Genomic DNA, 24,601 nt, shown 5'->3' on the forward strand with positions numbered 1-24,601 from the left:
AAGCGGTGGTGCGTTGCGCGGCCCGCTAATCGAGGAAGCGGCGCTCCCAGCGGCGCTTGTCCTCTGGCGAGAAGTCGTGCTCCCAATTGCTCTGCTCAGGATAGGGCCACGGCTCCGGGAACGGCTCATGGTAGAGCCATGGCTCCAGGACGCGCGCCAGCTCCCGGTAGGCGGGGAGCGTCAGGCCCTGCTCGGTGTCTCCCGCTTCTGGCCAGGTGCCGAGGGTGACGACGGCGCGCTCTCCATCCAGCTCCTGGACGGTGGTTCCTGGTGAGGACAGTCGTGAGCGCAGACTCGACGCGCCGCCCAGCTCGCCCAGGATGGGTTGGCCCAGGAAGGTGAGCCAGGAGGGTCCGCGAATCCGGAAGCCGAGCTTCCACGAGTGCCAGCTCGGATCCGGGATGTCCAGGCCCGGGTAGCGGAAGCACCGCGCGCGGATTTCCGAAGGGACGCCGATCAGGTTTAGCTGACCGTTGAAGGAGAGCCCCACCTGTCCGAAGTAGAAGGGTAGAGGGGCGGCCAGCTTCAGTGCCAGCTCACGCACGTGGCCCGGGCCGTGTTCTTCCAGGTACTCGGTGGGAAGCGAGATGCTCAGCGCGGAGGATGCATCCGGATCGTCCTCCAGGCGTGGATCTCCCAGCGGTTTGCCGAAGTAGTCGAAATCGTAACGTTGTGGATCTCCTGATGCTTGTACCAGCCGGATGTTCGGCCATGTCCCCTCGATGAGCTCTCGCCGGATGTGCTTCCACCCGGTGTCATCAAGAGCTTGAGCCTCTCCATCGGCATCCACATACCAGCCAAGAGTTTCTGGTTCTATCGCGTGCAGATAGGTGTCCAAGGCGGCGAGGACGGCTCGTGCTATCTCCTGATGGGCGCGATGGATGTAGAAGCAGAGGCTCAAGCCTTCACGGACCAGGAGGTGCCCGTTCGGTGCGCAGATGCGGATACGGGGGTAATGAGCGCTCATGGTGTGACTCCTAACCAGGGTTTGATCGCGCGTACGAATGGGCCCAGGATTTCCTTGTACACTTCGTCTTGGGAGCGGCCCGTATAGGGTCCCTGGGTGTATTGGCACCACCCATCGCTTTTGCTGCTCGCACTGCTCGTACACGGAAACTTGAAGTCATAGACGGCCAGGGGCAAGAGCGGATTGCCCGCGTGGATGACGATGTCTGGCTTGATGGTGCCGCGCAGCTCGCTGTAGCAACCCTCCTCCAGCAGCGCCTCCTCTTTCTCCGGGCTGATCAACTCACGCCGCCGGGTGTCCTGAACCGCGCGAGTCTGGCGGAAGCGTGAGCCGGGTCAAGGCACTCGGGCCCGGCTCCCCTCAGTGCACGGTGTCACACGGCAGGGGGCTCGGCTCGTGGGCCTTCTGCTGCAACTGGCTCCAGCGCTGCTCGATGAACCGCGCGTCGCGCTCGCGCTGCTCGGCGAGCCGGGCCGCCTCGTACACCGCCCGCCCTGTCTGCACGAGCGCTCCGCGCATCGCCGGGTTCACCTCCACGCTGGCGATCTCCGTGAGCACCTCGAGGATGCGGAGGATGACCCGTGGCTGGGTGGTGGCGGCGAGTGGAATCTCCCCGAACGCGTCTTGCAGGAAGGGCACGAGCCCGAAGGCGGGCCGCAGCATCGTCACCTTCCCGCACCGTTGCATCCACCAGCCCTGGCCGAGCCTCCCCCGGCTCGCCACCGCCCGGCCCACCGCGCCCAACTCGTTGATCACCATCACCGCGGTGGTGACGTCGTTGATGGCGGGCGAGAGCGCCTTGAGCGCCATGTCCACCATCTGCCGCACGCCATACAGCACGTCCTGCTGCGTGGTGCGGGTATGGCCCACCGCGAAGGCGGCGTGGAGCCGCCGCTGCTGCCACGCATTCAGGGACACCCTGGGCCAGAGCGTCAGCAGCGGCAGCCCCGGAATGAGGAAGTCTCCCGTCCGCACATCGAGCCGCACCGTGTGCACGCCCCGGGGCAGGGCCGAGAGCAACCGCTCATGGTCCACGAGCTGCACGTAGCCCGTCTCCCGTGCGGCGAGGACCGTGGCCTCCTCCGGGGGGCCGGGCAGCGGGTCGCCCAGCTCCCGCACCTCCGTCACGTTCAGACGCCCCAGCTCCTGGATGACCTCGCGCCCGATGGACGCGATGACGTTGCTCGCCTCGATGGAGCGGGCGGCGTGATGGAGGAAGTAGGGCAGCAGCAGCAGACACAGCAGGGTGAGGGTCAGCGCCACTCCGAGCGACAGCACGGGCAGCGGCACCCGTCCGTCCTCCTTGTCCGGAGTGCCCAGCACGCCGAGCAGCAGCAGCAGGTACACCACGGTGAGCAGGTAGCTGCCGAGCACCCGCTGCGTGATACGGTCCGCCATGAAGCGCGCCAGCAACCGGGGGGTGTACTGGGTGGAGGCCAGCTGCACCGTGACCATTGTCATGGAGGTCGCCACGGTCATGACGGTGACGAGCGCGGCCACCATGCCGAGCAGTACCTCGCGGCTGCTGTCCGGCGTGGTGGGGATGTACACGGACAGCCAGCTGGCGCGGAACGCCTGGCCTGGGCCGGGCCAGTGCCGGTCCAACGACGGCAAGGACAGGCCCAGCGCGATTCCCAGCGTCAAGAACAGCACGGGCCGGAACCAGAGGCTCACCTGGAGGGCGTTCCACCCTTTCAACAGATGCGGTGACACCCCGTAACGGTGGGCCCGGCCCGTCAAGGCGTGGAGGCGGGGGGGGTCTGTCCTTCGGGCCAATTGCCTGGGTAGCATGCGAGCGTGCTCGTCCAGGCGTTCCTGCTCGTGTCCCTGCTTCATACCGCTCCTCCCGAGCGGGTGGAGCTCGTCTTCGGGGGAGATGTCATTCCCCATGGTGAGGTGAAGGAGGCCGCGGCGGACCACGCCCGCTCCGACTCCGGGGATGCCGGCCCCGCCCGCTCCATCAACCACGAGGGGTGGGATCATGTCTTCGGGCCCATCGCCGACGTGATGCGCTCGGCGGATGTCGCCATGGTGAACCTGGAGACGCCCAGCACCGGCAATCCGCTCGCCCGCACCGCGCCCCTGCTCTTCGACGCGCCGCCCGCCATGCTGCACGCTCTGGCCGCCGCCGGGGTGGACATCGTGTCCACCGCCAACAACCATGTCTTCGACCAGCGCCGCGCGGGGGCCGAGGCCACGTGGAAGCACCTGGCCGAGGCCGGCCTGAAGAGCGTCGGTACGGGCCCCTCGGAGGCCGCCGCGTGGGAGCCCCTCATCGTCGAGAAGCGCGGAATGCGCATCGGCTTCCTGTCCTTCACCCGGTGGCTCAACGGTGCCCGCAATCCCGAGGGACCGGAGACCTCGCCCCACGTCGCCTACGTGCCCTACCGCGGCAAGGTGAACGGGAGCTGGCACTCTCCCGAGGCGGCCGTGGAGCTGGTGCGGGCCGCGGCCCGGCGCTGTGACGCGCTCATCGTCGCCGTCCACTGGGGCACCGAGTACTCGCACACGCCCCACCCGGAGGACCGCAAGCTGGCCCGCGCCCTGTTGGAGGCCGGCGCGCTCGCCATCATCGGCCACCATCCCCACGTGCTGCAGCCCGTCGAGTCGTACCGCACCTCCTCCGGGCGGGACACGCTCGTGGCCTTCTCGCTGGGCAACCTCATCGCCAACCAGGACCGGCACTACGTCCATCGCCGGGCGGGGGAGGCGGATGGCAGCAAGCGCGACTCCGTGCTGCTGCGCTTCTCGCTCACCCGTCCGCAGCCGGGCGCGCCCGTGTCGCTCGAGGGTGTGTCCGTGCTGCCGGTGTGGATCGAGAACAACCACTACGTCGCGCTCGGCCGCAACCGGGTGCCGCGCCACATCCAGCCCGTGTTGCTCGACGAGGAGCTGCGGGCCATCAACGAGCGGCTCCTGGCGCTCTCGGCCCGCGCCCTCACCCAGCCACGCGAGGTCCGCCAGGAGCGCACCGCGCTCGAGCGCCGGTTGGACATGGCCCGGTACCGGCGCGAGCTCATCCTTCGCATCACCCGGCCTCCCGGCTCCGACATGGGCCCGGCGGAGCCCGGGAGGCGTCCCGCGGGTTAGCTACTCCTGGGGCTGCGGGCGAGCGCCCGGCGGGGAAAGGGTGTCCTCGTCCACCTGACCTTCGTTGTGGTCGAGCCCCTCGTCGTTCATGCCCGGCTGGAGGACACCCTCGTCCTCGTCGCGCACATCGTCTTGTCCGGTGCTGCCCGCGCCGCCGGTGCCGGGCTCATCCAGGACGTCCTCGTCCGTGCTTCCCGGGTCGATGCCGCCCGGGCCCACCTGGCCACCGGTGCCGGGCTCGTTCAGGACGTCGTCCTGCGTGGTGCCCTCGTCCTGCTGTTGCGTGTTCGTGTCACCCGCGCCACCGGTACCGGTCTGGTCCTGGGTGGTGGTGCCCCCGCCCTGCTGCTGCTGCGGCTGTTGGAGGAGATCCTGCGGGCGGGGCCCGGCCTCCGCGCGCGTGCAACCAGCGCCCAGGGCCACGGAGCCGGCGAGCAGTCCCGCCAGCATGAGTCGCGTCGTCGTCTTTCCGGCCATCGTTCCAGCTCCTTTCAGGGATGGGCTGCTTGAAACCGGAACGTGGGCACGTGAGTGGGTGGCCCGCAGGAGGCGCCTGCCCTCCCGGGCGCTCCCCGTCCGCGCGGAGGAGAGGGGACGCCCCTGGTTGGGGGGGCTTGCACGACCCATGAAGCAAGTCCCTAGGCTTGGGTTGGCCTCTCGGGTAATGTCCTCCAACGTCTCTTTGGACGTCACGCACCATGGTCTCGAAACGCACCCCTCCGCCCCCGTCGCAGCAGCGCATGGATGACAAGTTGGCCCTCGCCCTGGGGGCCGCGGCGCGCGCCGCCCGGGTGCGAGCGGGGCTCACTCAGGCGGAGGCGGCCGAAAAGGTGGGTCTGGCCCCGGGTGTCTACGGCCGCATCGAGCGCGGGGGGATGATGCCCAGCGTCCCCACCCTCCGGCGGCTGAGCATCGTCCTGAAGATTCCCTCCGACACACTGTTGAGCCTGAGTCACTCGGAGGTGACGGCGTGGGTGGACTCGCTGCCCGCCAAGGAGGAGCGCTCCCCGGATTTGCGGCGGCTCTCGCGCTCGTTGCGCAACCTGTCCCCGGCCCAACTCAAGGTGCTCAACGTCATCGCCACCGCGCTCACGCGCTGAGCTCCAGGTCGGGACGGCTCGACCGACCTGATTGGAGAGGTTGGCCATGTTGGAGGCGCGGCGGTGGTGGTACGCCCTCAAGCCGGCGAGCTGGCCGAAGGTGCTCGTGCCCGCGCTGTTCGGTCAGGCCGTGGGGGCCGCCGCCGTGGGCCACCTGTCCCTGGGGGCACTCGTGTTCGGCGTGCTGTGGATGGTGGCCGACGTCTCCTTCATCGTGTTGCTCAACGACTGGGGAGATCGCGAGGTGGACACCCTCAAGCGCCGCATGTTCCCCCAGGGCTGCTCGCCGAAGACGATTCCGGACGGCATCCTCCCCGCCAGGGCGGTGCTCGGCGCGGGCCTCGGAGCCGGTGCGGTGGCGCTGGTGCTGGCGTGGGGCGCGGGCCTCGCGCTGGGGCGGCCGTTGTTGCTGCCGCTCGCCGCGCTGGGTCTGCTCGTGTTCGCCGCCTATACGCTGCCACCCCTGCGGCTCAACTACCGGGGCGGGGGCGAGCTGCTGGAGATGGTGGGCGTGGGCGGAGTGCTTCCCACGTTGCATGCGTATGCCCAGTGCGGCCAGTGGGCTCCCGCGGAGTGGGTGGCGCTGGCGCCGGGCCTGCTGGCACTGTCCCTGTCGAGCGCCCTGGCCAGCGGGCTGTCCGACGAGGAGAGCGATCGCGCCGGGGGCAAGCGCACCTTCACCACGTGGTGGGGCAACGCGGTGGTCCGCCGGGGCACGGAGGTGTTGCTGGGGGTGGGGTTGCTCCTCTGGCTGGCGGCGTCCTGTCTGGCCGAGGACGCACCGCCCCTCGCCGTGGTGGTGCCGGCGGTGGGGCTCGCATTACCTTTCGGCGTGCGTCTGGTGAGGAGGAGCCCGTCCGCGGTGACGAATGCCTTTGGTGCGCAATCGGCCTACAAGGCGGAGCTCCACCGTGCCATCTGGTGGGGAACATTCGCGCTGTCGGTAGGGGTGCTCGCCGTGGGGCTGGGAGGGTGGAAGTGAAAGGACTTCCAGAAGACATCCTCGCCGGGCTGGAGCCCTTGTCACCCCTGGTGGGAGAGGCGGCCTCGCTCGACACGCGCCGGCCGCGTGCGCTGCTGCCCGTGGAGCTGGCGGCGCGGTTGATGGACGGCGAGGCCAGTGGGGACAAGGCACGGGCCTTCACCCAGGGGCTGGGCAACGTGGTGCGGGCGCTCGCGGAGGACTTCCCGGAGAACATCTTCTGGGACCTGGACTTCCTGTCCTGCCGCATGTGGAACGCCGGCGGGCCCGAGGAGGTGCTCGGTTTCGCGCGCCGGGTGGTGACGTTGTGCCGGGGTTTCGGCAACAAGTCCGAGCTGCGCTTCCGTTACGCCCATGACTTCCTGTACGGCTACGACTGGGCCCGCTGGGTGGTGCGCCAGCCGGAGAAGCGCGCCACCATTGGCCCCTTCGACCTGGCGTTCTTCGACTACCTCGAGGGCCGGCTCCAGACGCTCGTGGAGCTCATCGCCGAGAACGACGACAAGTACGGCAAGCTCCAGGGCCAGGAGTTCCGCAACCCCTTCGGTTTCTGCCGGGAGCCTCGCGAGGAGGCGCACCTGCACCAGGTGCTCGCCCAGGCGGACTTCATCCCCGTGAAGGCCTGGCGCTTCGATGGGGACTGCCGCTGGGATCTCCCCTTCACCGACCTGCGCACCGAGGCCGCCCGGCGTCTGGGGCTGGCGCGTGAGGCCACCTCGTGAAGGCCGGAGGGGGCACGCTCCGGGCCTGGCTCCAGGCCTCGCGGTTGCCCTCGCAGTCGTACCTCGCGCTCCCCCTGCTGCTCGGGCAGTTCGTCGCGGTGCACTCGCGCGGCGGGGGGCTCGACGTGGGGACGCTGGTGGCGGTGCAGCTCTTCGGGGTGTTCGATCAGCTCTTCATCGTCTACGCCAATGACTGGGCGGACCAGGAGACGGATCGCCGCAACCAGACGGCCACCCTCTTCTCCGGCGGCTCCCGCGTGCTCGTGGAGGGCAGGCTCTCGCCGCGTGCGCTCGGGCTCGCCGCCGTCGTGTGCGCGGGCGCGATGCTGGTGCTGTCCGTGGGGCTGGCGCTGCGCCGGGATGCGCCGCTGCTGGTGCCGCTGGCGGTGGCGGCGCTAGGGCTGCTGTGGGCCTACAGCTATCCGCCGTTCCGGCTCTCCTACCGGGGTGGTGGCGAGCTGCTGCAGATGGTGGGCGTCGCCGGGGTGCTGCCGCTCTATGGGTATGTCGCGCAGGGAGGGGAGCCGGGGCGCTTTCCGTGGGCGCTCGTCGCGCTGCTGCTCCCCACGCACCTCGCCTGTGCCATCGCCACCGCGCTCCCCGACGAGCCCTCGGACCGGGAGAGCGGCAAGCTCACGTTGCCGGCGCGCGTGGGCGGTGAGCGGGCCGCCTGGGTCATCGTGGCGCTCAATGGCCTCACCGTGGCACTGGCGCCGTGGGGCCTCGGTGTCCTGGGTTTGAGCGCGGGCCTGGGGCTGCTGGTGCCGGTGGTGGCTACGCTGGTGGTGCCCCTGGTGCGTCCCGCGCCGCCCGGCTCCCTCCGCGTCCAGGTCCGCGTCGCCGCCGCCATCACCGCCACGCTGGCCACGGTCGCCATTCCCCTCATGTCCCTGGCGAGTCCCTGAGCGCGCCATGACGTATGAGTTCCTGGTGATGGCGCTGCTGTTCCTGGTGCCGGGCGCCGTCTTCTGGCTCGTGCGCGCGGACCTGCGCGGGTTGATGCGGAGGACGGTGCTGGCCTCGCTCCCGTTCGCGGCCACCGAGTGGTTGTTCTATCCGGAGTACTGGACGCCGCGCTTCCTGTTCAACCTGGCGGACCGCATTGGCTTCGGCGTGGAGGACGTGCTCTTCGTCGCCGGGCTCGGGGCCTTCTCCTCGTGTGCCTACGCGGTGGCGTTCCGCCGGACGGTGGTGCCCCGGGGCCAGGGGACGCGGCCCTGGGAGCGGGCGGTGGGAGGCATTGCCGCGATGCTGGCCCTGACGGGGCTGTTGCTCGCGGTGGGCGTGCCCATCCTCTACGCGGCGGTGGCGGCGATGGGGGTGTGCACCCTGGTGGTGCTGGTGGGACGCCCGGACCTGGTGCTCCCGAGCTTGCTGGGAGCGGGGGTCTCGTGCGTCATCTACCTGGGCTTGTGCCTGCTCTTCGCGCGGCTGGTGCCCGGTGTCTTCGAGCGCACGTGGCGGCCGAGCCTGTTGCTGCCCGGCCGTTTCCTCGGGGTGCCGTGGGATGAGTTGCTGTACGGAGCGGGCGCGGGCCTGGTGGCGACGGCCTTTCCGGCCTGGGCCTTCCGGTTCGCGTTCGCCCCGCTCCCCGGGCGAGAGTCTACGTCCAGAAACCCTCGTGCACCGCACGGGCCTCCGGCAGCTCCACCGGGCCCACCACCTCGGTAGGCTCGGAGCCGCGGGCGAAGACGTCGCGGCAGGACATGCGCAGGGCGGGCTCGTCCGGGCGGGTGAACTGGCCCAGTTGCTCGGAGGAGAGCGCGAAGACGACCCGCCGCACTCCGCCCCAGAAGATGGCGCCCGCGCACATGGCACAGGGCTCGGTGCTGGCGTAGAGGGTGCTGCCGGCGAGCTGCTCGGGGGCGTAGTGCTGGGTGGCCTCGCGCATGAGGTTGGACTCCGCGTGGCCGGTGCAGTCCCGCTCCGTCACCACGGTGTTCTCTCCCTCCAGCAAGACACGCCCGCTCCGGTCCACCAGCACCGCGCCGAAGGGGTGGTTCCCCCGCTCGCGGGCCTTGCGGGCCAGATCGATGGACTGTTTCAGGTACCGCATTTCCTCCGGTTGCATCCGTGTCCTCCGCCTTGGGGAATGGCGCTCAGGGTAGCGTGTCCAGGCCGGCCAGGAGCCGGTCCACCTCGGCGAGTGTGTTGTAGTGCAGCAGCGAGACGCGCACCGCGCCCTCGGGCATGAGGCCCAGCGCCTGCATGGCCAGGGTGGCGTAGTAGTGGCCCGCGGCGACGCCCACTCCGTTCCGGGCGAGGTGCTCGGCCACGGCGCGCGGTGGGACGCCCTGCACGTTGAAGCAGAAGGTGGCCACGCGGCCCTTCGGCTCGGGGATGCCGTACAGGCGCACGCGTTTGTGGGCGCGCAACCGCTCCAGCGTGGACTCCAGCAGTGGACGCTCCAGGGACTCGATGCGGCGGAAAGCCTGCTCCAGCCCCGCGCGCCCGGGCTGCCCGCCGCCGAGCACCTCGCGCACGTAGCGCAGCGTTCCCAGCCAGCCCGCGAGGCCCTCGTGGTTGGCGGTGCCGGGCTCGAACTTCTGCGGGCTGTCCTCGGGGACGAACCACAGCTTGTCCGCGGGCAACCGGGGCAGCAGCTCCTGGCGCACGTACAGGCAGCCCATATGCGGGCCGAAGACCTTGTAGGGCGAGAAGACGGCGAAGTCCGCGCCCCAGCCCCGCACGTCCGGGAGCTGGTGCGGGCTGGAGTGCACCGCGTCGACGATGAGCCAGGCGCCCACGGAATGGGCGAGCGTGGCGGCGGTGGTCACGTCAGGCGCAGTGCCCACCGAGTTGGCGGCGGCCGTCACCGCGACGAGCCGGGTGCGCGCGGTGAGCAGGGAGCGGAGGTCGGACGGCTCCAGCCGCCCCTCGGGCCAGCGGGCGCGCCACATCTTCACCACCGCGCCCTGGGCCTCCAGCCAGCGCCAGGGGCTGGCGTTGGACTCGTGCTCGAGCTCCGAGATGATGATTTCATCCCCGGGTTGGAGCAGGCGGGAGAAGGCGCGCGAGAGCTGGAAGGTGAGCGCGGTGGCGCTGGTGCCGAGCATGACCTCCTCGGGCCGGCAGCCGAGGAACTCGGCGGTGGCGGCGCGGGCCTGGGCCTTCACCTCGGTGGCGCGCACGGAGGCCGGGTAGGGCTGGCCCACGTTGCAGCTCCCCTGGGTGAGGAACTGGGTCATGGCGTCGATGGTGTGCGAGGGCACCTGGGCCCCGGCTGCGTTGTCGAGGTAGCTGAAACCCGACCGCAAGGCGGGGAAGTGCTCGGCGAAGGGGGAAGTCATGGGGCGCGCAGCATAGCCGCCCGCGATTCGGGCTGCTCTTCATGGCACTGGAAGCGCTCATGACGCACCGGTACGTTCCCGTGCCGCATGCACGTCGTCACCCAGCGAGCCTTTGGCGGAGTCGAGCAGTTGGTGGATGAGGACTGGCCCTTGCCGGTGCCGGGCCCGGGCGAGGTCCGGGTGCGCATCCGGGCGGCCTCCTTCAACCCGGTGGACGTCCTCTTCCGGCAGGGCGGCTTCGGAGGCCGGCTGCCTCAGGTGTTGGGGAGGGACCTGTCGGGCGTGGTGGATGCGCTGGGCGAGGGCGTGACGGGACTTGGGGTGGGGGAGGAGGTGCTCTGCTACCGGGCGGGACAGGGCAGCAATGGCTCACACGCGGAGTACACGTGCGTGCCGGCGGTGCTGGTGGTGCCCAAGCCCAGGCGTCTGGGATTCGCCGAGGCGGCCGCGCTGCCCGTGGTGGCGCTCACGGCCTGGCAGTGCGTCACGCGGGCCCGGGTGCGGCGGGGCGAGGCCGTCTTCGTCGCGGGCGGCTCGGGGGGTGTGGGGTCCATGGCGCTCCAATTGTTGCACCACCTGGGAGCCCGCCCCGTGCTCACCACGGCCGGGAGTGACACGAGTGCCGGGTACCTGGTGGAGCACCTCGGGGTGGAGCCGGGCCACCTCCTGCGTTACCGGGGGCGGACGCCGGAGCAGTGGCTCGCGGACGTGCTGGCGATGAACGGAGGGCAGCGGGTGCCGGTGGCCCTGGACTTCGTCGGGGGCACCATGAAGGAGCTGTGCTTCGCCGTGGCGGCGGTGGATGGGCGGGTGGTGTCCATCGTCGAGGAGCCGTCGGACTCGTCCTTCAACCTCTGGGACGAGACGCGCAGCCCGCTGATTCTCCGCTCGCTGGAGTTCCATTTCATCCAGCTCGGGGCCCGGGCCCTGTACGCGCCGCGCGAGACGTGGACGGTCTACCGCGAGCAGCTGGAGGCGATTTGCCGGCTCATCGAGGAGGGCGCGCTGAAGCCGCCGGCGGTCCGGAGCGTGGGCCCGTTGTCGGCGGCCACTGCACGCGAGGCCCACCGCCTGCTGGAGGAGGGCCGCGTGCAGGGGAAACTCGTCATGGAGTGCGGCGCTCAGTGAATCGCCGCGCCGGACTCGTCGAGGTTCACCTTCTCGTTCTCGCCGGGGCGGTACGGCTCGCCGGTGAGCACGCCCTTCACGAAGCCCACCAGTTGCACCATGCGCTTGTTGGGCGTGTCCCAGAACTCGGCCTTGTTCACCGTGACACACAGCAGCGCGAGCTCGGGGTCATCCACGCCCTGCGGGAACCAGGCCTTCAGCGTGGGGTTCCACAGCTCGCGCGCCTTCTCCTTGTCGAGCACCAGCCGGGCCACGCCGCTCACCGACACGTACCGGTCCTTCGCCGTGTCCGCGTAGGACAGGCTCACGTGGTTGTCCCGCTCCACCTCGTCCACCTTGGGCGAGTGCTCCCGCGTGAAGAACCACAGCTCCCCGTCGAAGTCCCGGTCGTGCGTCCACATGGGCCGGCTGCGCAGCGTCCCGTCCTCCTCCACCGTCGTCATCATCGCGACCTTGATGCCGTGGATGAGCTCGCCCAGGTGCACGACAGGATCCTTCTTGTCCGTCTTCTTCGTGGTCATTCCTGCCTCCCGTGTGCTGACGGTAAGCAGGGCCGGCGGGCGTGACAGGCACACCGGTTCCGCTCTCCCGTCCTCACACCAGGGGAGCCCGGGGGACGGGTTGCCTCCCACGCGCACCATGCGTATGCGCCGCACCGCGTGTTGCTCCCCAGGCAACACCCCCGCGTGTTGTCTGCCAGACAACAGCCATGAAGACAGCCACGGCCGCGCGGAGGGGATTATCGGACTGCGAGAGTAATGGGCTTCACGCGAGAGAGTGTTTCCCAGTGGCTGGGATTCGTAGCTTGTTGAATGCCTGTTTCTTCTCGTATGGTCGCGCTTCTCCCTCTCTCTGTGTCGCTGTGCAGCCGGGTAGGCAGCATGTAGGCTGTCTTTCTGTTCTTCGCGGCCGTGGCCGCAATTCCGGACAGGGGGGCTGTATGGCTGGCATCCAGGGAATGGAAGGCCTGTCCACAGCGCAGGTGCAGGATGAGCTGCGACGCGGTGGACGGTTCGTCGTATTCGAGTACTGCGTCTCCTTCTTCGTCACGACGATGCGGCGCTCCTCGGACGTCTACTTCGTCAGGGCCGGGCAGGGGACATTCGGCCTGAGTCTCGGCTACACGCTGCTGTCGTTGTTCCTCGGGTGGTGGGGCATTCCCTGGGGCTTCATCTACACGCCGCTGTGTCTCTCCACCAACCTGCACGGCGGCAAGGACGTGACGGAGCTGGTGGTGGCCTCGCTGCTGGCGCCCCGGTACGACCCGAGCCTCGGGTACTAGCGGACGGCGCTCACTGCACGGCCTCCCACGAGAAGTGGGACATGAACATGGAGCGCCGGCCGAGGTGGTACGTGAGCGCGAAGTCCGCGTAGTCGTACGCGCCCGCCCTGGGCAGTTGGAAGCTCCGGCCCGCGGAGAGCTGCGCGCACGAGGCCACCAGGGCCATGTGCGTGAAGGCCTGCGGGAAGTTGCCCATGGCCTCGCCCGTGCCCGGCACCGCCTCCTCGGCGTAGAGGCCCACGTCGTTGGCCAGGCTCAGCAGGTAGCGCAGCAGCTCCTCCGCCTCCCGCGTCCGGCCCGAGTGCACCAGCACGTCATGAAGCCAGAAGGAGCACAGCAGGAAGGTGCCCTCGCCGCCGCTCAGTCCGTCCGACGCGTGGTAGCGGTATAGAAGCCCGCCCTTCTCCAGCCGCTGGCGCACCACGTCCACCGTGCGGCTCACCAGCGGGTGGGCCGACGGGAGGAAGCCCAGCGCCGGCAACTGCAGCACCGAGGCATCCGGTACGCCGGAGCCCACCGACTGGGGGAACCACCCGTGGCGCGCGCCCTCCTTCAGCAGGTACTCGCGCACCGCCGCGCGCTCGCGCACCCAGCGCCCCACCGGGGCCGGAAGCTTCCGGGAGCGGGCGATGCGGATGGCCCGGTCCAGCGCCACCCAGCACAGCAGCTTCGAGTGGATGAAGTGCCGGGGCGCGTCGCGCACCTCCCAGAGGCCCTGGTCCGGCTGACGCCAGCGCTCGCACACGTTGTCCACCAGCCCGCGCAGGAACTCCCAGTTCCTCTGCGACATGCGCCGGCCCATCTTCGAGAAGAGCCACTCTCCCTCCAGTATCTCCCCGAAGACGTCGAGCTGGAGCTGCTTCACCGCCCCGTTGCCGGCGCGCACCGGCCGCGAGCCCCGGTGTCCCTCCAGGTGTGCCAGCTCCACCTCGGGCAGCAGCCGGTGGCCGCGGATGCTGTACATGATTTGAACGTCCTCGGCCCGGCCCGCGCTGGTGCGCGCCAGCCAGCGTTGGAAGGCGATCGTCTCCTCCTGGTAGCCCAGCAGCATCAGCGAGATGAGCGTGAGCGTGGTGTCGCGCAGCCAGGTGTAGCGGTAGTCCCAGTTGCGCACGCCGCCCGGCTCCTCGGGCAGGGACGTGGTGGGGGCGGCGACGATGGCGCCCGAGGGCGCGTACGTGAGCGCCTTGAGCACCAGCGCCGAGCGCCGCACCACGTGGGAGTACTCGCCCTCGTAGGCGCAGTGGGAAATCCACTCGCGCCAGAAGGCCACCGTCTGCTCCAGCCGGCGCCGCATCGCCGCCAGGTCCGGCATCTCCGCCGGGCCGCGCTCGACGAGCGAGGGCGTCCAGGCCGCCTCCACCCAGGCCTCGTCTCCGGCCCGCATGGACCAGTGTGCGCGCAGGGCATTGTCGTGCGCCACCAGTGGACGCGTGGCCGTCACCCAGAGCGCGTCGGCGCCGCCCACCAGCTCCGCCGTCTGGGGCGAGGTGAGGCGGATGCGCGGCACGAAGGCTCCGTACTCGAAGCGCGGGGCCACCACCACGCGCGCCCGCACCGTGCCGCCCACGCAGCGCAGCCGCCGCAGCAGCGCGTGCCGGGTCCCCGTGCGGGGGCTGTGGGACATGCCGGTGCGCACGGGCATGCAGTCCGTCACCTCCAGCACGCCACCCGGCGTGGTGAAGGTGGTGACGAGCACGTTGGTGTCGTCGAGGTAGCGGCGGGTGGACTGGGAGGGGCCCTCGGGGCACACCCGGAAGGAGCCACCCCGGCCCACGTCCAGGATGCGGCAGAAGGCCGCGGGCGAGTCGAACCGGGGAAAGCATGCCCAGTCGATGGAGCCATCCCGGCCCACCAGGGCAGCGGAATGGCAGTCTCCCAACAACGCGTAGTCGTCGATCCGCTGCCGCATTCCGTCTCCCGGGAGCCGCTCCAGGATGAGCGGCCTCCCTCGTCATTGAGTACGGAGGGGAGCCGTTGCAACCGAGACCGGAGCGCGACCGGTCCCGGTGTGCCCGGGCTCCAGGCGGGGAAGCGAGCGCCATGCCCTCCCTCTCCCCCTGGAAGAGGGTCGGGGGGAGGAGCCCCCTCAGTCGAGCGGCATCCGCAGCAGCACCGAGCCGTCGTACATGTCCACGTAGACGAGCTCCCGCATGAGCACGCCGTCGCTGTCGGTCCACGTCACGAGCACCTCGTAGGCGGGCACCTCGTCGGCGACGAGGGCGGGGCGGACGGCGTGGGGACGGACGTAGGTGATGCCGAGCACCTGGTCCGTGGTGATGACTCCGGAGATGGCGGCGGCCGCCGCGGCGCGCGCCTCGTCCGGGCTCAGCCGCTTCTCGGCGAGTGGCGATTCGACGGCGGCAATCCCGCTCATCTCGGTGGAAGACAGCTCCTCTTGGGGACCACAAGCGACAACGGCGAGCGACAGACCAGCGGCGGCCACGGCGCGGAACAGCGTCGGCGAGTTCATGAGGTTGCTCCCATTCTGGGAAGGGGGTGGAGCCTCCAGGCGGGCTCAACACGCGAGGCCTGGAGGAGGGGAGGCCCGGGCGAGCACCTCCGCGAGTCAGTGCCTTCGTGAAAGGCGGCGGGAGGGTGCCCCGAACTCCACGAGAATTCCAGTTTTACTCGTAGTGCAATTCTGGGGCAATTTTCGACTTAGGCGGTTACTAGTTTGACGCTGTCAGTCATTGGCCTGGGCGAGCAGCCGGCGCGTGGCTTCGTGGCGCGGCGCGTCCAGCACCTGCGCGGGCGGGCCCTGCTCGACGAGGTGGCCGTGGTCCAGCACGAGGACGGTCTCGGCGGCGCGCGCGAGCTGCACGTCATGCGTCACGACGAGCTGTGTCATTCCCAGCGAGCGCACGCGGCGCAGCGTCTCCACCACCTCGCGGCGCAGCGAGGGGTCCAGGGCGCTCGTCGGCTCGTCATACAGCAGCACGGCTGGATCCATGGCCAGGGCCCGCGCGATGGCCACGCGCTGCCGCTGCCCGCCGGAGAGCATCTCCGGCCACGCCTGCAGCCGGTGTCCCAATCCCAGCTCTTCCAATAGCTGGCGTGCGCGCGCCTCCGCCTCGGTTCGCGAGCGTCCGGCCACCAGCCGCTGCGCCAGCGTGCAGTTGTCCAGCACCGTGAGGTGGGGGAAGAGCTCGAAGGACTGGAACACGAGCCCGGCTTGTCCACCCAGGTGGATGGAGCCCGCGTCCGGCCGCTCCAGGCCCATGATGCAGCGCAACAGCGTGGACTTGCCCGAGCCGCTCGGCCCGAGGATGGCGGCCAGTCCGCCCTTCTCCAACGTGAAGGACACGCCGTCCAGCGTGGCCGAGGCCGCGCCAGGAAAGCGTTTGCGCACGTCCTCGACGCGGATCATCGCGGCACCTCCTTCAGGTGACGGCCGAGCCGCGCTTCCACCGTGCGCGCCAGCCGCGCGAAGGGCAGGCCGAGCAGCAGGTACAGCGCGGCCACGAGGAGCCCCAGGCCCAGGTGGTCCCTCATGGCGTTGGCGAGGTTGAGATAGGTGCGCGTGAGCTCGGTGAGCGTCACCAGGGACACGAGGGAGCTGTCCTTGAGCAGCGCGATGAAGTCATTCGTCATGGGGGGCAGGGAGATGCGCACGGCCTGGGGCATGACGACGTGCCGCAACGTCTGCCATCGCGACAGGCCGAGCACCCGCGCCGCCTCGTGCTGGCCCGCGGGCACGCTGGAGAGCCCGGCCCGGTAGTTCTCCGCCTCGGCCGCCGCGTAGTTGAGCCCCAGTGTCAGCACGCCCGCCGTGAGCGGCTCCAGGCGCAGGCCGAGCTGCGGCAGCCCGAAGTACACCAGGGTGAGCTGCACCAGCAGCGGCGTGCCGCGCACCACCTCGATATAGGCGGTGGCCAGCCAGCGCAGGGGCAGGGGGCCGTAGACGCGGGCCAGCGCGAGCACCACGCCCGCGGCCACCGCCAGCGCCATGGACAGCAGGGACACGCCCAGCGTCATCAGCGCTCCACGGGCGAAGAGCGACAGCGTGGCGGGGTAGCGCTCCGTCACGCGCTCGAGGAAGGGGGGCACCCGGCCCACCGCGGCCCGCCAGGACTCGTACTGCTCCGGCACGCCCCGGGAGTTCGGGTCCGGGTCTCCCAGCAGCTCCGCCGTCTCGGCGTTCCACAGGCCCCACCGCTCGTAGATGCGCCGCAGCGTGCCGTCGCGCGTCAGCTCCTCCAACGCCGTGTCCAGGGCCTGGCGCAGCGAGTCCTCTCCCTTGCGCACCGCCACCGCGTAGCGCACCTCGCCGAAGGCGCCCGGCACCACCTCCAACTCCGGGTCGATGGCGCCGTAGTACCGGGTGATGGGCTCGTCCAGCAGCACCGCGTCCGTCCGGCCCAGCCGCAGGTCCGCGTAGATTTCGTCCTGGCCGCCCTCGTATGTCTTCACCTGGGCGCCCTCGCGGCGGAGGATGCGCTCGGCGAGCGAGCCGGGCAGTGTCCCCACCCGGCGCTCCTTCACCTGGGCGAGCGAGTGGGGGGCCTGGGTGTCTCCCCGGCGCACCGTGAGCCGCTCGGCGGCGGCGTAGTAGGCGCGCGAGAGCTCGCAGACGCGCTTCTTCTCCTCGGCCACTTCAATCCCGTTGAGCGCCACGTCGAAGTCGCCGCGGGCCAGCAGCTCCAGCAGCGAGTCCCACGGGCCGAGCACCGGCCGCGCGCGCACGCCCAGCTTCGCGGCGAGCGCCTCCGCCAGGTCCACCTCGAAGCCGATGAGGCGGTTGGGGTCCATGGGATCCTGGAAGACGTAGGGGGCGCCTCCTTGCGCGTCCGCGCCCCACAGCAGCTCGCCGCGGGCCCGCACCGCCTCGAGTCCCCGGGGCTCGGGTGCCTCCTGCGCGAAGGTGGGAAGACAGACGAGGACGAGGCCGAGGAGCAGGGCTCTGGTCACGAGGGGGCGCAGTGTACCCCCTCGTGCCCGGCCGTCGAGGTCATGGCCGTCCCGGGGGTTGCACCTTCCACACCAGCGGGGTGAGCGAGCCGAGCAGGACGAACAGCCCCTGCGTGCCGTGGGCGAGCAGCGCGATGGACATGGCCCGGGCCGGGGTGGTGCCGAAGGCTCCGGCCGAGAGCGCGAAGGCGCCCTCCCTCACGCCGAACTGTCCGGGCACCAGGGCGCCCACCGCGAGGGACACCAGGTGGAGCCCCTGGGCGATGAGCGCCTCCACCACCGTGGTGTCGATGCCCACCGCCATGGCCAGGATGCCGTATTGCACCACCTGCAGCGTCCGGCCGAGGAGGGCGGCCAGGAGTGTCCGGGCCGGTGGCAGTGCGCGGCCCTTCGTCCCCGCGTGCATGCCCAGGCCCATGAGCAGCAGCACCAGCGCGTGCACGCCGAACACGAGCGTCAGCCACGAGGCCCCCGTGCGCAGGTACGCCGCGAAGGCACAGAGAAGGCAGATGAGGCCACCGGACACCAGCGAGGCCGCCTGCGAGGTGGCCGCCGCCGCCAGGGCCGTGGCGCCTCCCGTGTATTGGCCCAGCAGTGCCGCCTTCGCCGCCTCGCCCGAGGCGCGTCCCGTGGGGGACACACTGGACACCGCCGTGCCGATGAGCTGCGCCCGGAGCATGCGGCGCCAGGGCACCTCCCGCGCCCGGCTGCCGTACGCCACCCGGGTGGCCAGCGCGTCCAGGAACAGCCGCGTCACCTCGAGCATCAGCACCAGGGGCAGCCACGGCGCCGCACGTGACAGCTCCCGCCCCAACTCCTCGGCGCCCGCGCGCTGGACGAGCATCGCCAGGAGGGCCACGCCCAACACCGCGCACACCGGGTGCAGCACCGCCAGCACCCGCGCTCCCAGGGGCATGGTCAGAGCACCCAGGCTCCATTCCTGTCGCTCGCCTGCCCCCATACGCCTCTCCCCCTTCAGCCCGCCAGCGGCGGATGTCCGTAAAGGTGCGCAGTGCTCGCCATCTTGGCGACCGCCTTTGGGACGCGGTCCGCGGACGGAGGCTCGCGTTGGCGGGTGGACGGGACACCTGGACGGGAGTCGGAGGCGGAGGAGGGGCCCCACGTGGGGAGGGAACGTGATAGGGGGCAGCGCCCTGCCCGCGGGACGTGCCCCGGCAGTGGGAGTGCGGGCCGCACCTGGCCCGAGGAGATGGACGGCGATGCTGCGTACGGCGATGAACGAGTGGGCGATGAAGGCCATCCAGTTGGAGACGGCGCTGATGGCGCTGGACGAGGTGGGCCTGCCCGCGAGCATGAAGGGGCTGCAGGAGAAGGCCGAGGAGGCCATGCTGGCGCTGGTGCGCGGCTGGATGGCGCAGAAGCCCAAGCCGGACGAGCGCAAGTGGAAGGTGACGCCGGCGCAGGAGGGGGGCACGCCCAAGGACGAGGAGCTCGCCGAGGTGGTGTCCCAGATGAAGGAGGACGGCGTGGAGTGGAGCGTCTACCTGGCCACCAGCGACAAGGGGGACACGGTGGAGACGCTCGTGGCGGAGGACAGGGCGTGGATGGCGGCCGGCGGCGAGTACTACGTGGGCCAGTGGGACGAGGAGACGCAGCAGCTCGAGCACGGCCGGGATGATGAGGAGGGTGAGCTGGGCACCGGCCTCGTCTTCACGCTGAAGGGCGAGCTCGTGTTCGAGCCGCAAATCGAAGAAGCCTGAGCGCGGCTACAGGCCGAGGTACTCCACCATGCGGGCCCGGGTCTTCTCGTCGGGCAGGCGCCCGGAGCCCGCGCGCAGGTTGTCCTCGAGGTGGCGGGGGTTGCTGGTGGCGGGGATGGGGCACGTCACGGCCGGGTGCCCGAGCAGGTATTTGAGGAAGAACTCCGCCCAGCTCTTGCAGTCGAAGTCCGCGGCCCAGGGCGGCAGGGACTTGCCCTTCACCTTGCGGAAGAGCTCTCCGCTCTCGAAGGGCTGCATCACCAGGACGGCGGTGCCGTGTTCGGCGGCGGCGGGGAGCAGCCGCTGCTCGGCGTCGCGCCGTGCGATGGAATAGGGCAGCTGCACGAAGTCCAGGGACTCCTCGCGGATGAGCTTCTCCAGGTCGTCGAAGGCCCCGCGCTGGTAGTGGGTGACGCCGAGGTAGCGGATGCGCCCGGCGGCCTTCCACTCGCGCAGGACGGGCAGGTGCGTGCGCCAGTCCACGAGGTTGTGCACTTGCATCAGGTCCATCTGTCCGGGCCGCATCTTGCGCAGCGAGTCGCGCATCTGCTCCACGCCGGCCTCACGGCCCGTGGTCCACACCTTGGTGGCGAGGAAGGGGGTGCTCTCCTGGCCGAGCTCGCGCAACAGGTCTCCCACCACCTGCTCGGCGCGGCCGTACATGGGGGAGGAGTCGATGACGCGGGCGCCGGCCGCGAGGAACTTCTGGAGCACCTGCTTCTGGGACTTCCGCTCGCCGGGGGAGGGCCCCACGTCGAACGTCTGCCAGGTGCCGAGCCCGATGACGGGCAGCTTCTCACCGCTCTTGGGAATGGTGCGCGTCAGCATGGGGGAAAGGTAGCAGGTGACAGTTGTGCGGGGGGCCGGTGTTTCAGTCGCCGATGGCTGCATTTTCCAGAAAAGGTCAGGCGATGAAGCTCCAGGTCTCGGTGTGCGCGGGAGTCATGGCGGCGATGGTGTCGTTCCCGGTGGGGGCCGAGCAGCCGGCGGCCGAGGTGGCACAGGCGCCGGCGGTGGAGGTTTCCCAGCCGGTGTCCGCGCGGGACGTGCACATTCCGTTCAGCATCTCGCTGCTGCCGGGCATCAGCACCAACGGTTTCGAGAGTGGCCGGGTGGTGAACAACATTTCCGTGGGGGTGCTGGCGACGCATGCGGGGCGGGTGGACGGCATCGCCATGGCGATGGTGGGCAACTGGGTGGACCGGGAGCTGCGCGGTGTGGCGTGGGCGATGGGGGCCAACTACGCCGGGCAGGTGCAGGGCACGCAGATGGCGCTGGGCGTGAACGTGGCGGGGGGCTCGCTGAAGGGCTGGCAGACGGCGGTGGGGGTGAACGTGGCGGCGGGGGAGATGGTGGGGGCGCAGTTCGCCGTGGGAGTGAACGTGGCGGCGGGGAAGTCCTGGGGCATGCAGGCGGCCACGGGGCTCAACATCGCCGAGGAGCTGCGGGGCGTGCAGTTCTCCTCGGGGCTCAACATCGCGAGCAACCTGCGCGGTGCCCAGTTCTCGCTGTTGAACGTGGGCGGTGACGTGAGTGGCGCGCAGGTGGGACTCGTCAACGTGGGCCAGAAGGTGAAGGGCCTGCAACTGGGCCTCATCAACGTGGCGGGCGAGGCGGACAGCTCGATTGGCCTGCTGAGCTTCGTGGGCAATGGCCAGCAGCACGTGCAGGCGTGGGGCAGCGAGATGGCCATGGCGAACGTGGCGTTGAAGCTGGGGGGGCGGCACATGCACACGCTGTTCACGGTGGGCCTGCGGCCGGAGCGCGAGGGCCGGCACCGCCTGTGGTCGGCGGGCCTGGGGCTGGGAGGCCACATTCCGGTGGGTCCCTTCTTCGTGGACGTGGACGCGCTGGCCCACTCGCTGCACACGGGCGGTTTCGTCGAGCCCACCGGGCACCTGCTGGCGCAGCTGCGGCTGGTGGCGGGCTGGCAGCCGTTCCGTCACTTCGCGATTTTTGGAGGACTGACGGCGAACACGCTCGTGTCCTTCGTGGATGAGGAGTTGCAGGGGGTGGACCGCTTCGGGCTGGGCGCGGTCTACGATTCGGAGCGGGTGCGAGTCCAGACGTGGCCGGGCCTCATCGCGGGCATCCAGATCTGAGCCGACATCCCCTCGCCCCCCGGGAGAGGGACGGGGTGAGGGTGCCTGTCCCGGTGCTCCCCACCGTGAGAAAGGAAGCGAGCCCCGGGTTGCACCTCGACCCCCCAGCCGTGCGCCAGGGAAAGGGGGTTCCCACGGAGGGAAGCGTGCCCAGGTTCCAGATGCGTGCCCGGCACGGGACGATCAGTTGGTGTCCGGTGCGGGACGGGGTGGGTACCGGATGGTGGGTGTGGGGCAGGCGAAACCGTGCCGGACGCGCTCCTCTTCGAGAGACCAATCCAAGAGCCCAGGGTGAGAAGGTTCCATGCGAGCCATGGTGCTGCATGCGCCGGGGGAGCCGTTGCGACTGGAGGAGCGGCCGATACCGGAGCCGGGTCCCGAGCAACTGCTATTGAAGGTGCACGCGTGCGCGGTGTGCCGCACGGATCTGCACGTGACGGACGGGGAGCTGGCGAGGCCGAAGCTGCCGCTGGTGTTGGGGCACGAAATCATCGGCACGGTGGTGAAGGCGGGCGAGCGGGCGGACATCATCGCGCCGGGGACGCGGGTGGGGGTGCCGTGGCTGGGGTGGAGTGACGGCACGTGCCGCTACTGCCTCACGGGCCGGGAGAACCTCTGCGACAACGCGCGCTTCACCGGCTATCAGCTCGACGGCGGTTACGCGGACTACACCGTGGCGGACCACCGCTTCTGTTTCCCCATTCCACTGGGTTACCCACCGTTGCAGGCGGCGCCGCTGTTGTGCGCGGGGCTCATCGGCTACCGCTGCCTGCGCATGGCGGGGGACGCCGGGCGGTTGGGATTGTATGGCTTTGGCGCGGCGGCGCACGTGCTCATCCAGGTGGCGAGGTACCAGGGGCGGAGGGTGTTCGGCTTCACGCGGCCGGGAGACGTGGCCGCGCAGGACTTCGCGTTGCGACTGGGGGCCGAATGGGCGGGGGACTCGGACGTGCTGCCGCCCGAGCCATTGGACGCGGCCATTCTCTTCGCGCCGGTGGGGAGCCTGGTGCCCGCGGCGCTGGCCGCCGTGGTGAAGGGCGGCACGGTGGTGTGCGGGGGCATCCACATGAGCGACATCCCCGCGTTCCCCTACTCATTGCTGTGGGGAGAGCGCACCGTGCGCTCGGTGGCGAACCTCACGAGGCAGGACGGGTTGGACTTCCTCGCGCTGGCCCCGAGGGTGCCGGTGCACACGGAGGTGCAGCCGTTCCCACTGGAGGCCGCCAACGAGGCGCTGGCGGCACTCCGGGAAGGACGCGTGCGAGGCGCGGCGGTGCTGGAGATGGGGTCAGAAGGCGGTGCCGTTCACGCGCAGGCCCGGTGAGGCGCTCCGGGTGGAGAGGCTCGTGTGGAGCACGAAGCCGCCGGTGGCGCTCGCATCGGGGCTGCGGTTCATGGACACGCCGTCCTGGCTGGCCAGGCTGCTCGTGTAGCTGAACGAGTCGATGGTGGCCGCGCCCTGGGCGGTGGATGTTTTCACCCGCACCGTGTCGCTGCTGTTGTTGAGGCTGAGCGTGCCGGTGGAGGCCACCACCGCGTTGGGCGTTCCCGAGGGAATCCCGGTGGTCCCGCCGAACACCACGATGGCCTTGCCCGCGGCGAGCACCGTCCCCGCGGCGAAGGTATGCCGCACCGAGGTGGCATCCGAGATCGTCCATCCGCTGATGTCGATGGCCGCGCCGCCCACGTTCACCAGCTCCACGAACTCACCGTCGGTGTCGCTGCCGGGCTCATTGGCGAGCATCTCGTTGAGGATGACCTTGGCGGGCGTGGCGGAGGCGGTGATGGTGAAGGTGCCATCGCTCGTGTCCGAGGTGGAGCCGAAGGCATCCGTGGCACGCACCCGCGCCGCCGTGCTGGCCGAGTTGGGCACCACCCACGTGTAGCCGCCGGTGGACGCGGCCGCGCTGCTGGCGATGACCTGCCACGTGCCGCCGTTGTTGAGCGTGTACTCGAGCTTCACGTTGGAGATGTCCTGGGACGTCCAGGTGATGGCCATGGCGCCGCCGCCGGCCTGGCTCTCGCCGCCGTTGGGGCTGGTGATGGTGATGAACGGCGCGGGCGTGCGCTTGGAGACGCTGGCCGGCGAGGACTCGTTGCCCGCGGCGTCCACGGCCGTCACCTGGTAGCCGTAGGTGACGCCGGCCGTCAGGCCCAGGTCCGCGAAGCCGGTGGTGGAGGACGTGCCCGCCAGCGTGTAGGCGCCACCGTTGATGCTCCGGTACACCCGGTAACCCATCACGCCCCTGTTGTCGGTGGAGGCATTCCACGACAGGGAGATCTCCGTGGAGGAGAGGGCGCTGGCCACCAGCGCGCCCGGCACGGAGGGCGCCTGGGTGTCCGGACCCACGCCCTTGGAGGCATAGGAGACGCTGCGCGTGCCCTGCGTCACCATGAAGGTGTCACCCGAGGAGGAGCTCAGCTGGATGTGGCCCAGCAGCTTGTTGGTGGCGGGGTCCTCCGTCTGCCAGATGTCCGAGCCGTGCGCCGTCAGCCGCTGCAGACACTCGGGCGTGGGATGGCCATAGGTGTTGTCGCGGCCCACGGAGATGAAGGACACGGTGGGGTTCGTCGCGTCCAGGAGCGGGTTGCCGGACGAGTTGCGCGAGCCGTGGTGGTGCACCTTGTACAGCTCGAGCTCGCCCACGCTGGAGAGGATGGTGGACTCGACGTCCGGGCTGCTGGTGAGGTCTCCGCCCACGAGCGCGTCGAACGCGCCGTAGGAGATCTTCACCGTCACGGATTTGGTGTTCTCGTCCGTGCTGGAGACGCCGTTGCCGTTGGCGGCGACCACGGTGAGCGTCACCTGGCCGCACAGCGAGAAGCTCTGCCCGCGGTACACGGTGTTGCGCCGGCCGCTGAAGTGGCTGGCGTATTCATCGTAGGCGCTCGAGTTGTACGTGCCGCCGTGGTCATACACCGCGTCGATGGAGACGGCGTTGGTGCCCACGTCCACCTCGTCGATGCCGCCCATGTGGTCCGCGTGCATGTGCGAGACGAAGGCCATGTCGACGTTCGTCACCCCCAGCGACTTGAGGTAGGCCTTGATGGTGGTGCCCGAGCCGGTGGGGCCTCCGTCGAACAGCGCCACGCACCCGCCGGGTGCGATGAGCACCGCCGCGTCACCCTGGCCGATATCCAGGGTGGTGAAGCGCAGGCCCTGTGACCAGGCGAGCGTGGGCAGCAGGGTGAGCAGCAAGAGGGGACGCAGCAGGGACCACGGGCGGGTGAGCATGGGCTCGCCTCCAGGCGCGAAGGGCTTGCCCCCGTGGCTATCTCATTCCTTGAGAATCCAGCAAGGCGGTA

Annotated in this window: 25 protein-coding genes; 11 read left to right on the forward strand and 14 right to left on the reverse strand. The window is 70.3% G+C overall.

Annotated elements, in window-relative coordinates:
- Nucleotides 1-25 precede the first annotated feature (25 nt).
- The 3 genes from BO221_RS08840 to BO221_RS08850 all read right to left on the reverse strand — a co-directional run bounded on the left by BO221_RS08840 (nucleotide 26) and on the right by BO221_RS08850 (nucleotide 2,641).
- Nucleotides 26-967 (reverse strand): DUF3396 domain-containing protein, encoded by a 942-nt coding sequence (locus BO221_RS08840; protein WP_083680868.1) that lies wholly within the window; start codon nucleotides 965-967, stop codon nucleotides 26-28.
- The gene (locus tag BO221_RS08845; RefSeq protein WP_073559942.1) at nucleotides 964-1,248 is read right to left on the reverse strand and encodes a hypothetical protein; all 285 of its coding nucleotides are present in this window, start codon (nucleotides 1,246-1,248) and stop codon (nucleotides 964-966) included. The genes BO221_RS08840 and BO221_RS08845 overlap by 4 nt, the downstream gene beginning before the upstream one ends.
- A gap of 79 nt (nucleotides 1,249-1,327) precedes the next feature.
- The gene (locus BO221_RS08850; RefSeq protein WP_073559943.1) at nucleotides 1,328-2,641 is read right to left on the reverse strand and encodes a DUF2254 domain-containing protein; all 1,314 of its coding nucleotides are present in this window, start codon (nucleotides 2,639-2,641) and stop codon (nucleotides 1,328-1,330) included.
- Nucleotides 2,642-2,764: 123 nt separating this feature from the next.
- Here BO221_RS08850 and BO221_RS08855 point away from each other — a divergent pair, with 123 nt between their 5' ends.
- Nucleotides 2,765-4,057, forward strand: a complete 1,293-nt coding sequence (locus BO221_RS08855; RefSeq protein ID WP_073559944.1) for a CapA family protein — start codon at nucleotides 2,765-2,767, stop codon at nucleotides 4,055-4,057.
- Here the strand turns inward: BO221_RS08855 and BO221_RS08860 are convergent, their stop codons facing one another.
- Nucleotides 4,058-4,534 (reverse strand): hypothetical protein, encoded by a 477-nt coding sequence (locus tag BO221_RS08860; protein ID WP_073559945.1) that lies wholly within the window; start codon nucleotides 4,532-4,534, stop codon nucleotides 4,058-4,060.
- A gap of 263 nt (nucleotides 4,535-4,797) precedes the next feature.
- On the opposite strand from BO221_RS08860, the gene BO221_RS08865 reads away from it, so the two are divergent.
- Genes BO221_RS08865 through BO221_RS08885 form a run of 5 tightly spaced genes read left to right on the forward strand, consistent with a single transcriptional unit; the run spans nucleotide 4,798 to nucleotide 8,532 of the window.
- Complete coding sequence (locus tag BO221_RS08865) at nucleotides 4,798-5,157, forward strand: helix-turn-helix transcriptional regulator (RefSeq protein ID WP_073559946.1); 360 nt, start codon at nucleotides 4,798-4,800, stop codon at nucleotides 5,155-5,157.
- A 46-nt stretch (nucleotides 5,158-5,203) separates the two neighbouring features.
- Nucleotides 5,204-6,139: a prenyltransferase gene (locus BO221_RS08870; protein ID WP_073559947.1), complete on the forward strand. Its 936-nt coding sequence runs from the start codon at nucleotides 5,204-5,206 to the stop codon at nucleotides 6,137-6,139.
- The gene (locus tag BO221_RS08875) at nucleotides 6,136-6,861 is read left to right on the forward strand and encodes a ferrochelatase (protein ID WP_073559948.1); all 726 of its coding nucleotides are present in this window, start codon (nucleotides 6,136-6,138) and stop codon (nucleotides 6,859-6,861) included. Before BO221_RS08870 ends, BO221_RS08875 begins: the two co-directional genes overlap by 4 nt.
- Complete coding sequence (locus BO221_RS08880) at nucleotides 6,858-7,766, forward strand: prenyltransferase (RefSeq protein ID WP_073559949.1); 909 nt, start codon at nucleotides 6,858-6,860, stop codon at nucleotides 7,764-7,766. The genes BO221_RS08875 and BO221_RS08880 overlap by 4 nt, the downstream gene beginning before the upstream one ends.
- Before the next feature lie 7 nt (nucleotides 7,767-7,773).
- A complete protein-coding gene (locus BO221_RS08885; protein ID WP_233165818.1) occupies nucleotides 7,774-8,532 on the forward strand; it encodes a lycopene cyclase domain-containing protein in 759 nt (252 codons plus the stop codon).
- Here BO221_RS08885 and BO221_RS08890 read toward each other — a convergent pair.
- Nucleotides 8,465-8,932 (reverse strand): nucleoside deaminase, encoded by a 468-nt coding sequence (locus BO221_RS08890; RefSeq protein WP_073559950.1) that lies wholly within the window; start codon nucleotides 8,930-8,932, stop codon nucleotides 8,465-8,467. The two genes, BO221_RS08885 and BO221_RS08890, sit on opposite strands and share 68 nt — an antisense overlap.
- Before the next feature lie 28 nt (nucleotides 8,933-8,960).
- A complete protein-coding gene (locus tag BO221_RS08895; protein ID WP_073559951.1) occupies nucleotides 8,961-10,151 on the reverse strand; it encodes a cysteine desulfurase-like protein in 1,191 nt (396 codons plus the stop codon).
- 87 nt (nucleotides 10,152-10,238) lie between these two features.
- Between BO221_RS08895 and BO221_RS08900 the strand changes: the two genes are divergently transcribed.
- Nucleotides 10,239-11,279, forward strand: coding sequence for an NADP-dependent oxidoreductase (locus tag BO221_RS08900; RefSeq protein WP_073559952.1), 1,041 nt, complete (start codon nucleotides 10,239-10,241; stop codon nucleotides 11,277-11,279).
- On the opposite strand, the gene BO221_RS08905 is transcribed toward BO221_RS08900, so the two are convergent.
- Complete coding sequence (locus BO221_RS08905; RefSeq protein ID WP_073559953.1) at nucleotides 11,273-11,800, reverse strand: pyridoxamine 5'-phosphate oxidase family protein; 528 nt, start codon at nucleotides 11,798-11,800, stop codon at nucleotides 11,273-11,275. The genes BO221_RS08900 and BO221_RS08905 overlap by 7 nt on opposite strands.
- Nucleotides 11,801-12,219: 419 nt before the next feature.
- Here BO221_RS08905 and BO221_RS08910 point away from each other — a divergent pair, with 419 nt between their 5' ends.
- Complete coding sequence (locus BO221_RS08910) at nucleotides 12,220-12,561, forward strand: hypothetical protein (protein ID WP_073559954.1); 342 nt, start codon at nucleotides 12,220-12,222, stop codon at nucleotides 12,559-12,561.
- Between the two features lie 10 nt (nucleotides 12,562-12,571).
- Here BO221_RS08910 and BO221_RS08915 read toward each other — a convergent pair whose 3' ends face one another.
- The 5 genes from BO221_RS08915 to BO221_RS08935 all read right to left on the reverse strand — a co-directional run bounded on the left by BO221_RS08915 (nucleotide 12,572) and on the right by BO221_RS08935 (nucleotide 18,388).
- Nucleotides 12,572-14,473, reverse strand: a complete 1,902-nt coding sequence (locus tag BO221_RS08915) for a glycoside hydrolase family 15 protein (protein ID WP_073559955.1) — start codon at nucleotides 14,471-14,473, stop codon at nucleotides 12,572-12,574.
- Nucleotides 14,474-14,650: 177 nt separating this feature from the next.
- Complete coding sequence (locus BO221_RS08920) at nucleotides 14,651-15,034, reverse strand: PepSY domain-containing protein (RefSeq protein WP_073559956.1); 384 nt, start codon at nucleotides 15,032-15,034, stop codon at nucleotides 14,651-14,653.
- A gap of 213 nt (nucleotides 15,035-15,247) precedes the next feature.
- The gene (locus tag BO221_RS08925; protein ID WP_073559957.1) at nucleotides 15,248-15,931 is read right to left on the reverse strand and encodes an amino acid ABC transporter ATP-binding protein; all 684 of its coding nucleotides are present in this window, start codon (nucleotides 15,929-15,931) and stop codon (nucleotides 15,248-15,250) included.
- On the reverse strand, nucleotides 15,928-17,472 hold the full coding sequence (locus tag BO221_RS08930) for an ABC transporter substrate-binding protein/permease (RefSeq protein WP_083680871.1): 1,545 nt from the start codon (nucleotides 17,470-17,472) through the stop codon (nucleotides 15,928-15,930). The genes BO221_RS08925 and BO221_RS08930 overlap by 4 nt, the downstream gene beginning before the upstream one ends.
- Nucleotides 17,473-17,512: 40 nt before the next feature.
- Nucleotides 17,513-18,388 carry a lysylphosphatidylglycerol synthase transmembrane domain-containing protein gene (locus BO221_RS08935; protein ID WP_233165820.1) on the reverse strand — a complete coding sequence of 292 codons (876 nt, stop codon included), beginning with the start codon at nucleotides 18,386-18,388 and terminating at the stop codon, nucleotides 17,513-17,515.
- Nucleotides 18,389-18,692: 304 nt separating this feature from the next.
- Here BO221_RS08935 and BO221_RS08940 point away from each other — a divergent pair, with 304 nt between their 5' ends.
- Nucleotides 18,693-19,193 carry a hypothetical protein gene (locus tag BO221_RS08940; RefSeq protein ID WP_073559959.1) on the forward strand — a complete coding sequence of 167 codons (501 nt, stop codon included), beginning with the start codon at nucleotides 18,693-18,695 and terminating at the stop codon, nucleotides 19,191-19,193.
- 6 nt (nucleotides 19,194-19,199) lie between these two features.
- Here BO221_RS08940 and BO221_RS08945 read toward each other — a convergent pair whose 3' ends face one another.
- Nucleotides 19,200-20,021, reverse strand: coding sequence for an aldo/keto reductase (locus tag BO221_RS08945; RefSeq protein WP_073559960.1), 822 nt, complete (start codon nucleotides 20,019-20,021; stop codon nucleotides 19,200-19,202).
- A gap of 83 nt (nucleotides 20,022-20,104) precedes the next feature.
- On the opposite strand from BO221_RS08945, the gene BO221_RS57040 reads away from it, so the two are divergent.
- On the forward strand, nucleotides 20,105-21,295 hold the full coding sequence (locus BO221_RS57040) for a hypothetical protein (RefSeq protein WP_073559961.1): 1,191 nt from the start codon (nucleotides 20,105-20,107) through the stop codon (nucleotides 21,293-21,295).
- A 304-nt stretch (nucleotides 21,296-21,599) separates the two neighbouring features.
- The gene (locus tag BO221_RS08955) at nucleotides 21,600-22,619 is read left to right on the forward strand and encodes a zinc-dependent alcohol dehydrogenase family protein (RefSeq protein ID WP_073559962.1); all 1,020 of its coding nucleotides are present in this window, start codon (nucleotides 21,600-21,602) and stop codon (nucleotides 22,617-22,619) included.
- On the opposite strand, the gene BO221_RS08960 is transcribed toward BO221_RS08955, so the two are convergent.
- Nucleotides 22,584-24,530, reverse strand: a complete 1,947-nt coding sequence (locus tag BO221_RS08960; RefSeq protein WP_073559963.1) for a lamin tail domain-containing protein — start codon at nucleotides 24,528-24,530, stop codon at nucleotides 22,584-22,586. The two genes, BO221_RS08955 and BO221_RS08960, sit on opposite strands and share 36 nt — an antisense overlap.
- Nucleotides 24,531-24,601 lie beyond the last annotated feature (71 nt).

The sequence above is a fragment of the Archangium sp. Cb G35 genome (assembly GCF_001896145.1).
Lineage (GTDB): Bacteria > Myxococcota > Myxococcia > Myxococcales > Myxococcaceae > Archangium > Archangium violaceum.

Bases quoted from the DNA above. Each gene is read 5' to 3' on its own strand.
- BO221_RS08840 (WP_083680868.1), bottom strand. From the start codon at position 967: ATGAGCGCTCATTACCCCCGTATCCGCATCTGCGCACCGAACGGGCAC.
- BO221_RS08860 (WP_073559945.1), bottom strand. From the start codon at position 4,534: ATGGCCGGAAAGACGACGACGCGACTCATGCTGGCGGGACTGCTCGCC.
- BO221_RS08865 (WP_073559946.1), top strand. From the start codon at position 4,798: ATGGATGACAAGTTGGCCCTCGCCCTGGGGGCCGCGGCGCGCGCCGCC.
- BO221_RS08870 (WP_073559947.1), top strand. From the start codon at position 5,204: ATGTTGGAGGCGCGGCGGTGGTGGTACGCCCTCAAGCCGGCGAGCTGG.
- BO221_RS08885 (WP_233165818.1), top strand. From the start codon at position 7,774: ATGACGTATGAGTTCCTGGTGATGGCGCTGCTGTTCCTGGTGCCGGGC.
- BO221_RS08890 (WP_073559950.1), bottom strand. From the start codon at position 8,932: ATGCAACCGGAGGAAATGCGGTACCTGAAACAGTCCATCGATCTGGCC.
- BO221_RS08895 (WP_073559951.1), bottom strand. From the start codon at position 10,151: ATGACTTCCCCCTTCGCCGAGCACTTCCCCGCCTTGCGGTCGGGTTTC.
- BO221_RS08900 (WP_073559952.1), top strand. From the start codon at position 10,239: ATGCACGTCGTCACCCAGCGAGCCTTTGGCGGAGTCGAGCAGTTGGTG.
- BO221_RS08905 (WP_073559953.1), bottom strand. From the start codon at position 11,800: ATGACCACGAAGAAGACGGACAAGAAGGATCCTGTCGTGCACCTGGGC.
- BO221_RS08910 (WP_073559954.1), top strand. From the start codon at position 12,220: ATGGCTGGCATCCAGGGAATGGAAGGCCTGTCCACAGCGCAGGTGCAG.
- BO221_RS08915 (WP_073559955.1), bottom strand. From the start codon at position 14,473: ATGCGGCAGCGGATCGACGACTACGCGTTGTTGGGAGACTGCCATTCC.
- BO221_RS08920 (WP_073559956.1), bottom strand. From the start codon at position 15,034: ATGAACTCGCCGACGCTGTTCCGCGCCGTGGCCGCCGCTGGTCTGTCG.
- BO221_RS08925 (WP_073559957.1), bottom strand. From the start codon at position 15,931: ATGATCCGCGTCGAGGACGTGCGCAAACGCTTTCCTGGCGCGGCCTCG.
- BO221_RS08935 (WP_233165820.1), bottom strand. From the start codon at position 18,388: ATGCCCCTGGGAGCGCGGGTGCTGGCGGTGCTGCACCCGGTGTGCGCG.
- BO221_RS08940 (WP_073559959.1), top strand. From the start codon at position 18,693: ATGCTGCGTACGGCGATGAACGAGTGGGCGATGAAGGCCATCCAGTTG.
- BO221_RS08945 (WP_073559960.1), bottom strand. From the start codon at position 20,021: ATGCTGACGCGCACCATTCCCAAGAGCGGTGAGAAGCTGCCCGTCATC.
- BO221_RS57040 (WP_073559961.1), top strand. From the start codon at position 20,105: ATGAAGCTCCAGGTCTCGGTGTGCGCGGGAGTCATGGCGGCGATGGTG.
- BO221_RS08955 (WP_073559962.1), top strand. From the start codon at position 21,600: ATGCGAGCCATGGTGCTGCATGCGCCGGGGGAGCCGTTGCGACTGGAG.
- BO221_RS08960 (WP_073559963.1), bottom strand. From the start codon at position 24,530: ATGCTCACCCGCCCGTGGTCCCTGCTGCGTCCCCTCTTGCTGCTCACC.